The organism is Luteimonas cucumeris, assembly GCF_007830035.1.
Taxonomy (GTDB): Bacteria; Pseudomonadota; Gammaproteobacteria; order Xanthomonadales; family Xanthomonadaceae; genus Luteimonas_C; species Luteimonas_C cucumeris.
Window position 1 is genome coordinate 147,812 of record NZ_VLKN01000003.1, and the last position, 14,162, is coordinate 161,973.

The window sequence follows — 14,162 nt, forward strand, 5'->3', positions numbered from 1 at the left end:
CCCGGCCAACGGCCACGCCGTTCGGTAAAACGTCATGACGGCGATAGACCGGCCACCGGACTACATGCGTCCAGGGACCCGATCACCACCGCTCTCGTGTCCGGCGTCGGCGGATCGGCCGACGCCATGGGATCAAAGTCCAATTACGGCAACGCCGCATCGGCTCTAGTTTAGCCCGCAAACTTGGAGTAGGAGCCATGGCCGTGATGATCGCGAAGCAAGCTTCTCCCGTTTGCCGGGCATCTGCAGCCAACGCGCCGACCGGAACGCCCGGGTGCGGTCGCGCCGCACCGCTGGAGGCGACATGAGTGCGGTCCAGCCAGGCGACCCGGCGCTGCCGGAAGCACTGGCGCGTTCGATCGAAGGCAAGGACAGCGGCACGGCCTCGACGCTGCTGTCCACGCACCGTACGCGGCTGTCGATCAAGCGGACCGGCCTGTCCGACCTGCGCTCGCATCTGTCCAACGAGCGCACGCACCTGTCCTACCTGCGCACCGCGATCTCGCTGATCGGATTCGGCATCACCATCAACCGTTTCAGTGTGTTCCTGCAGGAGAAAGGCAAGCTGGTGCCGGGTCATGCCGAACCGACGCTGCGCAGTTCCGAACACGCCGGGGCGGGCATGGTGGTGATCGGCATCCTGCTGGTCATGTGGTCGCTGTACCGCTACTGGCATGTCAATCACGACATCGAGACGGCGCAATTCAGGCCGTTGCACCGTGCCGTGATCATCTACACCGCGCTTCTGATATTCGCCGGCGGAGCCACGTCCGCGTGGCTGTTCCTGCAGTGGTAGTTCCGGAGAACTTCATTGGATGACATCTGGATGCGTTTCGTCGAGAACATGGACGGCCGTGTCAGCGGGCCGATGAAATTCAGGCTGCTGCTGCAGCCGATCATGGCGATCGCGTTCGCGATCCGTTCCGGACTGGCCGATGCCAGCGCAGGCAAGGCGCCGTACTTCTGGGCGCTGCTGAGCGATCCGGCGCACCGGCGCGAGATGTTGCGGGACGGCTGGAAGAGCATCGGCAAGGTGTTCGTCCTCGCACTGGCGCTGGATGCCGCCTACCAGTTCATGGTCATGCGCTTCGTCTATCCGGGCGAAGCCATCGTGGTCGCCCTGGCCCTGGCGATCGTGCCCTACCTGCTCGTCCGCGGCCTGGTTACGCGCCTGGCGCGCGGCCATTGATGGCGTCGCGACAAGCTAAGGTCCGTTGTTCCCTGTTCCCACGATCCACAGGCGTAGGAGTCCAGACATGAGTACCATCGACAAGCATCATCGTGCCCACCTGCCACTGTCGAACGCGATCCGCATGGGCTTGGTGACCTACGACGCCAAGGATCCGGACACCCGTTTCCCCGTGATCGAACAGCTGCGCCCGCCCAAGGGTGCGCCGAACATCCTCGTAGTGCTGATCGACGACGCCGGCTTCGGCGCATGCAGCGCGTTCGGCGGTCCCTGCCAGACGCCGAATGCGGAGCGACTGGCCGCAGGCGGCCTGCGATACAACCGTTTCCATACCACTGCGCTGTGTTCACCGACGCGCCAGGCGCTGCTGACCGGGCGCAACCACCATTCCGCCGGCATGGGCGGCATCACCGAGATCGCCAGCGGTTCGCCCGGCTACTGTTCGGTGTTGCCGAACACGATGTCGCCGATCGCGCGCACGCTCAAGCTCAACGGCTATGCCACCGCGCAGTTCGGCAAATGCCATGAAGTGCCGGTCTGGGAGACGAGCCCGGCCGGCCCGTTCGACGCCTGGCCGACTGGTGGCGGCGGCTTTGAATACTTCTACGGTTTCATCGGCGGTGAAGCCCATCAGTGGTATCCGTCGCTGTACGAAGGCACCACCCCGATCGAGGTGAAGAAAACGCCGGAAGAGGGCTACCACCTCATGGAGGACATGACCGACAAGGCCATCGGCTGGATCGGCCAGCAGAAGGCGCTGATCCCCGACAAACCGTTTTTCGTCTACTTCGCACCCGGCGCGACCCATGCGCCGCACCACGTGCCGAAGGAATGGGCGGACAAGTACAAGGGCAAGTTCGATCACGGCTGGGACAAACTCCGCGAGGAAACCTTCGCGCGCCAGAAGAAGCTCGGCGTGATTCCCGAGGATTGCCAGCTCACTGCGCGTCACAAGGAAATCCCGGCCTGGGACGACATGCCCGAGGCACTGAAGCCGGTGCTGCGCCGGCAGATGGAGGTCTATGCCGGATTCATGGAATACGCGGACCACCACGTCGGCCGGCTGCTCGACAACCTGGAACAGCTCGACCTGCTCGAGGACACCCTGGTCTATTACATCCTCGGCGACAACGGTGCGTCTGCGGAAGGCACGCTCAACGGCACCTTCAACGAGATGATCAACTTCAACGGCGCTGCCGCGCTGGAAACGCCCGAATTCCTGATGGAGCGGCTCGACAGGCTCGGTGGCCCGGATTCCTACAACCACTATGCGGTCGGCTGGGCGCATGCGATGAACACGCCGTACCAGTGGACCAAGCAGGTCGCTTCGCACTGGGGCGGGACGCGCAATCCCGCGATCGTGCACTGGCCCAAGGGCATCAAGGCCAAGGGCGAGCAACGCACCCAGTTCCATCACGTGATCGACGTCGCGCCGACGCTGCTGGAAGCGGCGGGACTGCCCGAGCCGGTCACGGTCAACGGCATCGCCCAGCACCCGATCGAGGGCGTCAGCATGCTGTACTCGTTCAATGACGCCAAGGCAGACGAGCGGCACGAGACCCAGTATTTCGAGATGTTCGGCAACCGCGGCATCTACCACAGGGGCTGGACGGCGGTGACGCGGCACAAGACGCCGTGGGTGCTGGTCGGCGAGAAGACGCCCGCATTCGACGACGATGTCTGGGAGCTCTACGACACCAGCAAGGACTGGACCCAGGCCAACAACCTGGCCAAGCAGATGCCGGATAAGTTGCACGACCTGCAGCGGCTGTGGCTGATCGAAGCAGTCCGCTACAACGTGCTACCGCTGGACGACCGGGTCGCCGAGCGCATCAATCCCGACCTTGCCGGCCGGCCCGTGCTGATCCGCGGCAACACGCAGCTGCTGTTCGGCGGCATGGGCCGGCTGTCGGAGAATTCGGTCGTCAGCATCAAGAACAAGTCGCATTCGGTCAGCGCCGAAATCGACGTGCCCAAGGCCGGCGCCGAGGGGGTGATCATCGCCCAGGGCGGCAACATCGGCGGCTGGAGCCTCTATGCCAAGGGCGGCAGGCTCAAGTACTGCTACAACCTGCTGGGCGTGGATTACACCTACGTCGAGGCCGACAGCGCGCTGTCGCCAGGCAGGCACCAGGTACGGATGGAATTCGCCTACGACGGTGGCGGCCTCGGCAAGGGCGGTACGGTGTCGTTGTTCGTCGACGGCAAGAAGGTCGGCGAAGGCAAGGTATCGGTGACGGCGGCGATGGTCTTCTCGGCCGACGACGGTTGCGATGTCGGCCAGGACACCGGATCGCCGGTGTCCGAGGATTACGGTCCGCGCGGAAACGAGTTCAACGGCCAGGTCAGGGGCGTGCAGATCGCCATCGACGACGCTGCGGAAAATGCGCAACACCTCGTCGACCCGGAACAGGCGGTACGCATCGCGATGGCGCGGCAGTAGTATCAGGCCCTGGTGTGGCCTGGTCGAAAAGGCCGTTTCCACCGTCCACGTGGCGGAAGCGGTCAGCGTCACGCGCACACCACAGTCGACGTGCTCATCCCTGAGGAGGCAGCCATGAACCCGATCCTGCGACACGCGATGTTGGGCACCGCGGCATTGTGCGCCGCGGCAATGTCATCTCCCGCCCAGGCCGACGAAGACTGGGAGTGGATGGTGGCGCCTTATGGCTGGGCCGCGGGCATCGATACCGATTTGCGGACGCGACATCCTCCGCTGATCGAAGTCAGCACCGAGACCGATTTCGGCGGCATCATCGACAAGATCGATTCGGCCTTCCAGATCCATATCGAAGGGCAGGGCGAACATTTTGGCGTGTTCACCGACTTCACCCTGCTCGGCCTGGCCGATCAGCATGATCGCCCTCGGTTCCATACCGAGTCGGACCTGGATACGCGGCTGTTCGAGCTTGCCGCCACCTGGAGCCCGGACAACGCGCGCATGCAAGGCCTGGATGTGTTCGCCGGGCTGCGTTACATCGACGTCGACCTGACGGTCAAATTCGTTCCGGCGAATCCGGTGTTCCCTGGCAGGACGCTGGACAACAGCAAGTCGTTCAGCGACTTCATGCTCGGTGCACGCTACACCTGGGCGCTGTCGGAACGCTGGAAGCTGACGTTGCGTGGCGACGGTTCCTTCGGCGACACCGAAGGAACATGGAATGCCAGTGCCGTGGCGCAGTATCGGATGAAGCGCGGCGCGTGGCTGTTCGGCTACCGCCATCTGTCGGTCGGACTGGAAACACGCAGCAGCACGACCGACATCATCATGAGCGGTCCGATGGTGGGCTACGGTTTCATTTTCTGACGCGTCGATCTCCGCTCCGTCCATGCAGGAGAAAGGCATGCGCAACTTCATCCGCTTCATGACGGTGATCGTCTTGCTGACCACCGCGAGCATGGTCTGGGCGCAGAAGCCCATCGCCTATCCGTCCAAGGGTCAGGATGCGCAACAGCAGACCACCGACGACGCGCAATGCCTGGGCTGGTCGAAGCAGCAGACCGGCATCGATCCGGCTGCGATCGCTGCCGCACCCGCGCCATCCACGGGCCCGCAGGGCGAACGCGTGCGCGGGGCGCTGCGTGGCGCCGCCGGCGGCGCGGTGATCGGCGAGATCGTCGATGACGATGCCGGCAAGGGCGCCGGCGTCGGCGCCGCGGCCGGCGTGCTCGCCGGCGGGGCACGCGCGCGACGCAACCACGCGGCGCAGGCGCAGCAGGCACAGGCATCGAAATCGCAGGCGCTGGCGACCTACTACGAGGCCTATGGCGCCTGCATGCAGGGGCGCGGCTACAGCGTCAAGTAATCCATCCGGAAGAGGCTGGGATCGCGAACCCACCACTGCATCACGCAGCGCTGCATTCCATGGTTCATCGACGGACTTCGCAGCAAGGTCTGCACGGCGCTCTATTGCGGTCGCGAGCCGTCAAGCCTGTGCCCAAAACAAAACAGCGCATCACACCGCAGGGTGCGACACGCTGTTCTGGCTGAGGTGGTGGAGCGGAGGGGGATCGAACCCCTGACCTCCACGATGCGAACGTGGCGCTCTCCCAGCTGAGCTACCGCCCCACAGCCGGATGAATTCTAGCGGCAGCGTTGCGAGGACGCCAGTCGTCGGTTGCGGCATGGGGTGACCAAGGTGCAGATGGGAGCCAACGCGGCCGGATCGCCAGTGCGAACGCATTCGGCCGACCACTTGACTTACTGTGTATGGCACAGTAATGTGCGGCGCATGGGTGACTTGGACGCTTTCGGAAAACTGGAGCTCGAGCTGCGGCGCGGGGTGTTGGTGCTGGCCGCGCTCTCGCAGTTGCGCGCGCCGCGCTACGGGTACGAGTTGCGGCAGGCCCTGGCGGAGAAGGGCATGCCCATCGAAGAGGGCACGCTGTATCCGTTGCTGCGCCGCCTGGAAACGCAGGGCCTGCTGAAAAGCGAGTGGAAGATCGAGGACGGGCCGCCGCGGCGCTACTACGTGCTGAATGCGGATGGCCGGAAACTGCTCAGGAAGCTCACCGAGTCCTGGCAGGGCATGAACGAGGCGATGGCTCAACTCCTGGAAGGGGACTGATAATGAACGCGAACGACCTGGTCGAGTCCTACGTCAACGACGTGGCGGTCCAGTTGCCCCGCAGGCAGCGCAATGACGTGGCGTTCGAGTTGCGTGCCCTGATCGACGAAGGCCTGCAGGAACAAGCCGAAGTGGCCGGGCGCACGGTCGATGCCGCCATGGCGATCGAGTTTCTGGAAGCCTTCGGTCGACCCGCGGACGTGGCGGCGCGTTATCGTCCGGAGCTGACTGTCATCGATCCCGCGGATGGACGCGCGTTCCTGCGCTGGACCGTCATCGGCCTGGCCATCATCTGGAGCCTCGGGCTGCTGCAGGTATTCCTGCAGCCGGGCGATGCCGGCGGATTCCTCGGAAAGCTCGGCCAATGGTGGGTGGGTACGGTGGTGGGTTCGCTGTGGTGGCCGGGCATGCTGGTCGTCGGATTCGGCTTGGCGACCTGGACGCGTCGTCGATGGCCGCAGACTTCGGCGTGGAAGCCGCGTGCCGGCGATCGCGTGCAGGGCGGGCGCGTGGCCATGTCGATGGCACTGGTCGGCATACTGTGCGGCTTGTACGTGCTGGTCGAACCGCGCTGGGTGCTGGATTTCTTCTGGGGCGGGCGTGCGGCGCCTGCGGCCTACGAGGCGCTGACGTACACCGAGGCGTTTCGCCAGAGCCCGGCGACGTGGTTGCTCCTGCTGCTGATGCTGCTGTACATCCCGATTTTCGCCACGGTGATCGTGAGTGGCCGCTGGTCGGCCACGATGCGGCGCGTCGAAGATGTGCAGGGCGTGGCGATCTGCGCGGTCCTGGTCTGGATCGTGCTGGATGGGCCGGTATTCATGGCGCCGGCCAGCGATCGAACGACCAAGTTCCTGCTGGCGCTGATCGTCGCCTTCACGCTGATCGGCTGGGGTGTTCGCCTGTACCGGAGCGTCCGGCCAGCACCTGCGCCGGGCCGATAAGTTTCGCTCCGGGGGCTCAGCCCGGGCGGGGACGAGGCGCGTCGACGGTCTCGATGTGGATGTGCAGGGAGCCGGGTTCGTCGGCCGGCGCGTCCTTGGCGACCACGCTGGTGGCGGTCAGGTCGGCGGTGACATTGCCCAGGGTGGCGAATACATCCGGGATCGTATCCACTGCCAGCAGGATGCCGAGTGGCTCCACCGGCAGGCCCATCGACTGCACCACCGGCATGTTGGTGGCCATGAAACTGACCTGGCCGGGCAGGCCGACCGAGCCGAGGCTGATCACCACGGCCAGTGCCGCGCCGGCAACCACGTGCGCGGCGGAGACGTCGATGCCATAGATCCAGGCGACGAAGGCAGCCACGCCGATGTACTGGATCGGGCTGGTGATGCGGAACAACGACACCGCCATCGGCAGCACCAGCGAGGTGACCGACAGCGGATAGCCCAGCCGGGTGCGCGCGCTTTCGATCATGGCCGGCAATGAAGCCAGCGACGACTGCGTGCTCGCGGCGACCACCTGTGCCGGCAGGATGGCGACGGCGAAACGACGGATCGGCGAGGCACCGAAGAACCCCGCCACCAGGTACAGCATCAGGGTCACCGAGAGGTACAGCACGCACTGCAGGGCGATGTAGTAACCCAGTGCGCTGAGCATGCCGGCGCCGACCCGCGCGCACACCGCGAACACCAGCGCGAACACGCCCAGCGGCGCCGCCCACAGCACCCAGCGAACGATCACGATCATGGTGTCGGAAATGGTCTGCAGAAAGTCGACCATGCGCGTACGGCGCTCCGGGTCGATGCGGGTCAGGGCGAAACCGAAGAACAGCGCGAATACCACCAGCGGCAGCATCGCGCTCTGCGCGGCAGCGTCGATGGCGTTGGCCGGAATGATCGACCCGAACCAGTCCGCCAGGGTGGTCGGCGTCGTCTGTTCGACCGGCGTGGTGGCGTCGCGCAGCCTGTGCACCAGTGCGTCGTCGCGCGGCAGCAACGACAGCAGCATCGGCGCCACCAGTGCGGCGAAGGCCGCCGCCGCGCTCAGCAGCATCACGAACACGATCATCGCCTTGCGCGCGGTGCGGCCGGAGGCCGCGGCATTGCTGGCGGTGTTGACGCCGATCACGACGAGCGCCACCACCAACGGCACCACGGTCATCTGCAATGCGCTCAGCCACAGGCGTCCGATCGGCTGCACGGCGTTGGCGGACATGGTCGCAGTGGCGGGATCCCACATCGCCAGCAGCAGTCCGCCGATGGCGCCTGCGATCAGGGCCAGCAACACGCGAGTGGTCAACGACATGCAGTACGTCCTCTATCGATGTTGGTGTAGGAGCGCACCTGGGCGCGACCGCTCTTGCGAAAGAGAGCGGTCGCGCCCAGGTGCGCTCCTAAAAGGGCAGGTGCCATGGTGCCTTCAGTCGTGCGTGTTCGGACTCCGGCAACAGCACGAACACCGCCTTCGAGTCGGGCCGCAGCCAGCCGTACAGGCGTTGCATCGCCGGCTCGGCCATCGCGGTGCAGCCTGCGGTGGTCTCGCCAGGCGCCTTCCACAGGTGCGCGAAGATGCAGCTGCCGGCGCCGGGTTTGCCGTCGACATTGTGTTCGATCACGAAGCCGAGCTTGTAGCGCTGGTCGCCGGGTGTGCGCAGGTCCAGCCGCATCGGTTCGGTGGAGCCGGCGACTGCCGCCGCGCCGACTTCCCTGGCATCGACGATGCGGTTGTACAAGGGCGAGCCGACGACATCCATGCAATAGCTGGATGCGTGCATCGCCGCATAGGGCAGGGCGGTATCGGCGGATTCGGCATAACCGAACGCGCTGCCGATCCGGAACACGCCGGCCGGCGCGCGGCCATCGCCTTCGCGCTTCTGTGGGCCCTTGTCCTGCGCAGGATGCAGGCCCAGGCCCCATGCCGAACCTGCGCGCCCGACCGTGACAGGCGTGGCGGCGCCCACTTCGCGCCAACCGTCGCCATCACGGGCGTAGGTGCGCAGCGTGGCGTCAGTAGCGCTCCAGTCGGCCGTCGTGACCAGCACCAGTTGCTGCGCATCCGACCAGGGCAATGGATCCTTTGCGATGTGCTGCGTGCAGGCGCCGACGAATAGCGCCGTGGAAGCGATCAGCACCATTGCGGCCACGCGCAACCGTTTCGCCAGTGATGCGGTGCGATACCTTGCTGCGGAAGAGGCGTTCATGGTTCGAGCATAAGCTGGATGCGCTCGCGATTGGCTTCCAGCCGCGCCATCCGTTCGCCGCCTTCGCACAGCAGCACGAAGATCAGATCCAGCAGGTGCTGCAGCGCCGACTGGTACAGCAACGGCTCGATGTGCGCGCGATCGTCGTGCGCGGATACCAGCAGCGAGGCGTCCGCGTGGGCGCGTAGCGGGTTGGCGGTGTAGCGGGTGACCGAGATCACCTTGCCCTTGCGCTCGTGGAACTGGCGGCTGATCTGGCTCAACGCGACCTGGCCACCGTGCTCGGAAAACACCAGTAGCACATCGCCGGTGCCTGCGGCCGAGACGCTGGTCGCCATCAGCACCGGATCGAAGTGATGCACGGTCAGGATGCCGAGCAGCGACAGCTTGAGTGCGAACGCACGCGCCAGCACGCCGTCGCCGTCGAGTCCGATCACGAATACCCGGCCTGCGCCGCCTATGGCGGCGGCGATCGCGTCGATCCGCTCCGGCGGATTGATCAGCCGGGTTTCCTCTTCCGCACGCGCTTTTTGCCGCCACAGGTCCTCGGCGAGCGCGGCATGCGGATCGTCGGCCAGCGCCAGCACGCGCCCGGCTTCATCCTGGCCGGTGTTGCGCGCGATCGCTTCGCCGACCGAATACTTCAGGTCCGGATAGCCCTTGAATCCCAGCTTCTGGCTGAACTTGACCACGCTGGACTGGCTGATGCCCAGCGCGCTGGCCAGCTGCTGCGACGAGTAGTCGCGCAGCAGGTGTGCGTTTTCGAGTATGAAGTCGGCGATGCGGCGTTCGATCGCCGACATCTGGTCGCGTTCGGAGCGGATTTTCAGCAGGGGCGCCATCGTCGAGGCCTCCGCCTGTTCAGACCCGGATCGGTTCCAGTCCGCGGATCTCGCGGATGCCAAGCCCCGGCGCATCGGTGATCGAGATCTCGGACTCGTTGAAGATCACGCCGCCGTCGACCGGATTGAACTGGCTCAGTGACGGGCCATCCAGGTCGACCTTGGTGATGACATTGGACTTGGCCACCGCCACGTGCACCGCGGCGGCGACGCTGATGCTGGTCTCCAGCATGCAGCCGATCATGCATTCCACGCCGTACAGCGCGGCAATGTCGGCGATGCGGATGGCATTGGAGATGCCGCCGGTTTTCATCAGCTTGATGTTGATGATGTCGGCGGCGCGCAGCTTGATCAGTTCGACCACTTCCATCGGTCCGAACACGCTTTCGTCGGCCATCACCGGCGTATGCACGCGATCGGTGACGTACTTCAGGCCATCGATATCCTGTGCCTTTACCGGCTGTTCGAGCAGTTCCAGCAGCACGCCGGCGTCTTCCAGCGTATGCATGGCGTAGACCGCCTGCTTGGCGGTCCAGCCCTGGTTGGCGTCCAGGCGCAGCAGCGCGCGGCCTTCGACCGCGGCGTAGATTGCCTTGATCCGCTCGATGTCGACGCCGATGTCCTTGCCGACCTTGATCTTCAGCGATTCGAAGCCGCGATCCACCGCCGACAGCGAGTCGGCGACCATCTTGTCGATATGGTCGACGCTGATGGTGATGTCGGTGGTGATCACCGGTTCGCCACCGCCCAACACCTTGTACAGCGGTGCGTTGTACAGCTGGCCGAACAGGTCGTAGACCGCGATCTCGACCGCAGCCTTGGCGCTGGTGTTCTTTTCCAGTGCGGTCTGGATCAGCTGGGTGATGCGGTTGAGGTTGGCGATGTCCTGGCCGATCAGGCGCGGCGCGATGAACTTGTCGATGGCCTCCACGATAGAGCCGTGGGTATCGCCGGTGATCACTGCCGTCGCTGGCGCTTCGCCATAGCCGACGTTGCCACTGTCGGTGCGGATGATGACTACGACGTCCTCGATCATTTCGACCGTGCGCAACGCGGTCTTGAAAGGCGTCTTGAGCGGAACCCGCAGCATGCCGAACTCGATGTGGGTGATCTTCATGTGTTGGCTGGAATCTCGTGGGATGGACGCGCGGCTTGCGCCGCCAAGGTGTTCGTAATCGACGTGAGAGATTCGAAAGGCCCGCTCACGGACGGATGCGCTGGATGTTGGTGATGCGGTCGACGTAGGTCTGCTCGTCGTTGAACAGCAGCGTCGACAAGGGCGTCACCGAGACGCTGTTGAGCTTGCCCTCGACCCTGCGGCCGTCGCTGCCGCGCCAGGCGCCGCCGCTGGTGTCGTGGATGACGTATGGCATGCCCTTGTCGTGGCCGATCACCATCATCACGTGGCCCGGGATATAGACGAGGTCGCCGACCTGCAGGTCGCGCATCGCCTGCTGCCGCTTTTCGGCACCGTCCGATTCGCTGAAAGCGATGCGGTTGAACGCCGGGCTCACTGCCTGGTCGCTGGTGTTGCGCGGTAGCGTGATGCCGAAACTGCGATATACCTCGGACACGAAGCCGCTGCAGTCGCGCGCGTTGTAGGAATGGCCCCAGCCATAACGCTCGCCGAGGAACTTGAAGCTCTGGCGCAGCAGGTGGGCGCGGTCCAGCGGCAGGTAGTCGCCGCTGACGTCCGCGGTGCTGGGTAACAACGCGGGCGTGAAATCCAGCTTGCCGTCCTTGCCGCGGATCGGAAGTTCGATCACGTGCGAGGCGAAATGATGCTGGCCGTTGACCGGCTGGTCCGCCGGCCAGTCGCGCAGCAGCGGCACGCGTATGCCCATGTCCAGCTGCAGGTCGGACACCTGCGGCTGCTCGGGCGTGTACACGGTGCGCGCCGTGGCACCGGTCACCACCAGGTAAGGCGTCTTGCGCGTGTAATCGAACACAGCCTGCCGGTCGCCTTCCGCGACGCGATCCTTTTCCAGCCACGCGGCATAGCGCGGGCTGACCACGAACCACCATTTGCCGTCGCGGCTTTCGTGAGCGATGACCACCGGCGTGCCGGGGAACAGCGCGCTTTCCTGGAAACGGTCGATGTCGGTATCGCCGAGGCGGCTGAATACGCGCAGGCGGGTCGGAAACGTGCGCAGGTCGGCGCGATGCGTGACCAGACCGTATCGTGTGGCCTGCGAGGCCGGAACGGACGACAGAGCCAGGTTGCGGATCAACGCGTCGATGGCGTTCGCCGGCACCGGGCGGCCCTGCACGTCGTACAGCGTGCGGCTCGGACGTTTCGACAGATTGCCAATCCAGGTCTTGATCTGCGTGCCATCGAGTGTCGCCGGCAGCGCGGCCACGTCGCGCACCGAATCGTCGGTCTGCAGCAGGCGTGCGTTCTGGGCGGCGATCGCCGCGCGATCGAGTACGACCCGGTCGGCCTGCTGCTGGCGACGTATCCAGAATTCCGGATCGAGGTGCGCACTGTCGATGCCGGGTACGCCACGGGTGTCGGTCGCCAGCGGCGGTACCGGCTGCGAGGCGGGAACCGGTGCGGTGGCGCAGGCTGCGAGCAGCGACAGGGCGCCGGCGAACAGGATGTGTCGGATGGTCACGGCGCCATGTTCCTGCGGACGAAAGACGAACTACACATTGCGATGAACACATCGCAGGCTGACGACCATCCGGCGGCGACCACCGGCTGTGGAGCACGAACGGGCTGCTGCATCGATTTTTTCCCCTACGAGACGGCGTGTTGCTCGGCTGTTTTTGGTGCGCTGCAGAATACGTATTTCTTATAGCATAGATCAAAAGAATAAATTATTGACGCTGGGCGCGGACGCATGTTACACATCCGTTACGGGGCTATCGAGGGGGCCGTACGTTGGGCAGTTTGCGACCAGTGGAAAAAAACCGTTCACGGCCGCGCCTTCGCGCGAAATGGCTTGCGGCGGTAGTGCTGGCCGCAGCCGTCATGGTGGCGTTCGCCGCTACGCCTTCCGCCACGGCCGATGCCGAAGCGGAAGTGATTGCCCTGATCGATGCCGGCCATTTCCAGCAGGCCGAGGCACGCATCACCCAGGCGCTGACCGATTCCAGTCTCGATCCGCCGGCGCGCGACGCGCTCGGCTTCCAGCGCGAACGCATGCGCCGCATCCTGCTGGACCTCACCCTGAGCCGCGACGATGTCGAGCAGCGCGTCCGCAAGCAGATTCCCGACCTGAAGGAAGACGAGTTCGCGAAGTGGGACGCGGCAGGGCTGTTCGAGCACCAGGTCATCGACGGCAAGCGGCTGTACTTCAACCGCTCGCCGTCCAATCTGTTCCGGCTCAGCGACGAGGCGCTGGCACGTCGCGACCCCAAGCTGCCGCCACTCAGCGATGGCCAGATGTCGACGCTCAACGCCCACCATCGCGAGGTGCGCGACCAGGCCATCGCACTAGGCAAGAGCAGCGTCGCGCCGCGCCGCATCCGCGTGACCCAGGGCATCACGGTGAACGCCGATGCGGTGCCCGCGGGCGAAACGGTGCGCGCGTGGATTCCGTTCCCGCGCGCACGCCCCGGCCAGCAGGAAGACATCCGCTTCATCGAAAGCACGCCGGGCAACCACCAGATCGCTCCGGAGTCCACGCTGCAACGCACCGTCTATCTGGAAAAGCCTGCGCAGCCCGGACAGCCCACACAGTTCTCGATCACCTACGAAGTCACCATCTACGGCCAGTACTTCGACATCGATCCGGACAAGGTCGTGCCGGTGGAGATCACGCCAGAGCTGGCGCCGTTCGTGGACGAACGCGCGCCGCACGTAGTGTTCAGCGACGACCTGCGGTTGTTCTCGGCCCAGGTGGTCGGCGACGAGAAGAATCCGTACCGCATCGCGCAGAAGCTGTTCGCCGCCGTCGACAAGGTGCCGTGGGCCGGAGCGCGCGAGTATTCGACGATCAGCAACATTCCCGAATACGTCAGGCGCAGCGGACATGGCGACTGTGGCCAGCAGACACTGCTGCTGATGACGTTGCTGCGCATGAACGGCATCCCTGCGCGCTGGCAGTCGGGCATGGTCTATTCCGACGGCGACTATTGGAACCTGCACGACTGGGGCTGGATGTACCTGGCGCCGTACGGCTGGGTGCCGATGGACGTGACCACCGGTCGCTTCGATCCGGCTTCCGGGCTGGAGTGGTTCTATCTCGGCGGCTTCGATGCCTATCGCATCGCCTTCAACGACGACTACAGCCGGGAGTTCGTGCCGGCAAAACAGCATTTCCGCTCCGAAACCGTCGATCTGCAACGCGGCGAAGTCGAGTGGAGCGGCGGCAACCTGTATTTCGACCAGTGGGATTACGACTTCAAGGTCAAGATCCTCCCGCTGGAGAAGGGACGCAAGAACAACTGACGCGGTATCGATCCACAACGTC

The 14,162-nt window shown here is 65.0% G+C and carries 13 protein-coding genes and 1 tRNA gene; 8 read left to right on the forward strand and 6 right to left on the reverse strand.

Annotation, left to right across the window (positions count from 1 at the left end):
- The first annotated feature begins 304 nt into the window (after positions 1-304).
- From IP90_RS06780 to IP90_RS06800, 5 genes are all read left to right on the forward strand, one after another.
- Positions 305-796 carry a YidH family protein gene (locus IP90_RS06780; RefSeq protein WP_144898868.1) on the forward strand — a complete coding sequence of 164 codons (492 nt, stop codon included), beginning with the start codon at positions 305-307 and terminating at the stop codon, positions 794-796.
- Positions 797-811: 15 nt separating this feature from the next.
- Complete coding sequence (locus IP90_RS06785) at positions 812-1,189, forward strand: hypothetical protein (RefSeq protein ID WP_144898869.1); 378 nt, start codon at positions 812-814, stop codon at positions 1,187-1,189.
- A gap of 67 nt (positions 1,190-1,256) precedes the next feature.
- Positions 1,257-3,632 (forward strand): arylsulfatase, encoded by a 2,376-nt coding sequence (locus tag IP90_RS06790; RefSeq protein WP_144898870.1) that lies wholly within the window; start codon positions 1,257-1,259, stop codon positions 3,630-3,632.
- A gap of 114 nt (positions 3,633-3,746) precedes the next feature.
- Positions 3,747-4,496, forward strand: a complete 750-nt coding sequence (locus tag IP90_RS06795) for a hypothetical protein (RefSeq protein WP_144898871.1) — start codon at positions 3,747-3,749, stop codon at positions 4,494-4,496.
- A 37-nt stretch (positions 4,497-4,533) separates the two neighbouring features.
- Complete coding sequence (locus IP90_RS06800) at positions 4,534-4,995, forward strand: YMGG-like glycine zipper-containing protein (RefSeq protein ID WP_242007510.1); 462 nt, start codon at positions 4,534-4,536, stop codon at positions 4,993-4,995.
- Between the two features lie 187 nt (positions 4,996-5,182).
- On the opposite strand, the gene IP90_RS06805 is transcribed toward IP90_RS06800, so the two are convergent.
- Positions 5,183-5,258 (reverse strand) — tRNA-Ala (locus IP90_RS06805).
- Positions 5,259-5,421: 163 nt separating this feature from the next.
- Between IP90_RS06805 and IP90_RS06810 the strand changes: the two genes are divergently transcribed.
- Both IP90_RS06810 and IP90_RS06815 read left to right on the forward strand, forming a co-directional pair.
- The gene (locus IP90_RS06810; protein WP_144898872.1) at positions 5,422-5,757 is read left to right on the forward strand and encodes a PadR family transcriptional regulator; all 336 of its coding nucleotides are present in this window, start codon (positions 5,422-5,424) and stop codon (positions 5,755-5,757) included.
- A 2-nt stretch (positions 5,758-5,759) separates the two neighbouring features.
- A complete protein-coding gene (locus IP90_RS06815) occupies positions 5,760-6,701 on the forward strand; it encodes a hypothetical protein (RefSeq protein ID WP_144898873.1) in 942 nt (313 codons plus the stop codon).
- Positions 6,702-6,717: 16 nt separating this feature from the next.
- Here the strand turns inward: IP90_RS06815 and IP90_RS06820 are convergent, their stop codons facing one another.
- The 5 genes from IP90_RS06820 to IP90_RS06840 all read right to left on the reverse strand — a co-directional run bounded on the left by IP90_RS06820 (position 6,718) and on the right by IP90_RS06840 (position 12,359).
- Positions 6,718-8,007 carry a dicarboxylate/amino acid:cation symporter gene (locus tag IP90_RS06820; RefSeq protein WP_144898874.1) on the reverse strand — a complete coding sequence of 430 codons (1,290 nt, stop codon included), beginning with the start codon at positions 8,005-8,007 and terminating at the stop codon, positions 6,718-6,720.
- Between the two features lie 88 nt (positions 8,008-8,095).
- Positions 8,096-8,845 carry a L,D-transpeptidase family protein gene (locus tag IP90_RS06825; RefSeq protein WP_144899230.1) on the reverse strand — a complete coding sequence of 250 codons (750 nt, stop codon included), beginning with the start codon at positions 8,843-8,845 and terminating at the stop codon, positions 8,096-8,098.
- A 53-nt stretch (positions 8,846-8,898) separates the two neighbouring features.
- Positions 8,899-9,744 carry a MurR/RpiR family transcriptional regulator gene (locus tag IP90_RS06830; protein ID WP_144898875.1) on the reverse strand — a complete coding sequence of 282 codons (846 nt, stop codon included), beginning with the start codon at positions 9,742-9,744 and terminating at the stop codon, positions 8,899-8,901.
- 19 nt (positions 9,745-9,763) lie between these two features.
- Positions 9,764-10,861, reverse strand: coding sequence for a dipeptide epimerase (locus IP90_RS06835; RefSeq protein ID WP_144898876.1), 1,098 nt, complete (start codon positions 10,859-10,861; stop codon positions 9,764-9,766).
- A gap of 85 nt (positions 10,862-10,946) precedes the next feature.
- The gene (locus IP90_RS06840) at positions 10,947-12,359 is read right to left on the reverse strand and encodes a C40 family peptidase (protein ID WP_242007511.1); all 1,413 of its coding nucleotides are present in this window, start codon (positions 12,357-12,359) and stop codon (positions 10,947-10,949) included.
- A gap of 359 nt (positions 12,360-12,718) precedes the next feature.
- Here IP90_RS06840 and IP90_RS06845 point away from each other — a divergent pair, with 359 nt between their 5' ends.
- Positions 12,719-14,140, forward strand: coding sequence for a transglutaminase-like domain-containing protein (locus tag IP90_RS06845; RefSeq protein ID WP_144899232.1), 1,422 nt, complete (start codon positions 12,719-12,721; stop codon positions 14,138-14,140).
- Positions 14,141-14,162 lie beyond the last annotated feature (22 nt).

What these genes read in the sequence shown, in the direction of transcription:
- IP90_RS06780 (WP_144898868.1), top strand. Translation starts at nt 305, where the DNA reads ATGAGTGCGGTCCAGCCAGGCGACCCGGCGCTGCCGGAAGCACTGGCG.
- IP90_RS06790 (WP_144898870.1), top strand. Translation starts at nt 1,257, where the DNA reads ATGAGTACCATCGACAAGCATCATCGTGCCCACCTGCCACTGTCGAAC.
- IP90_RS06795 (WP_144898871.1), top strand. Translation starts at nt 3,747, where the DNA reads ATGAACCCGATCCTGCGACACGCGATGTTGGGCACCGCGGCATTGTGC.
- IP90_RS06800 (WP_242007510.1), top strand. Translation starts at nt 4,534, where the DNA reads ATGCGCAACTTCATCCGCTTCATGACGGTGATCGTCTTGCTGACCACC.
- IP90_RS06810 (WP_144898872.1), top strand. Translation starts at nt 5,422, where the DNA reads ATGGGTGACTTGGACGCTTTCGGAAAACTGGAGCTCGAGCTGCGGCGC.
- IP90_RS06815 (WP_144898873.1), top strand. Translation starts at nt 5,760, where the DNA reads ATGAACGCGAACGACCTGGTCGAGTCCTACGTCAACGACGTGGCGGTC.
- IP90_RS06820 (WP_144898874.1), bottom strand. Translation starts at nt 8,007, where the DNA reads ATGTCGTTGACCACTCGCGTGTTGCTGGCCCTGATCGCAGGCGCCATC.
- IP90_RS06830 (WP_144898875.1), bottom strand. Translation starts at nt 9,744, where the DNA reads ATGGCGCCCCTGCTGAAAATCCGCTCCGAACGCGACCAGATGTCGGCG.
- IP90_RS06835 (WP_144898876.1), bottom strand. Translation starts at nt 10,861, where the DNA reads ATGAAGATCACCCACATCGAGTTCGGCATGCTGCGGGTTCCGCTCAAG.
- IP90_RS06845 (WP_144899232.1), top strand. Translation starts at nt 12,719, where the DNA reads ATGGTGGCGTTCGCCGCTACGCCTTCCGCCACGGCCGATGCCGAAGCG.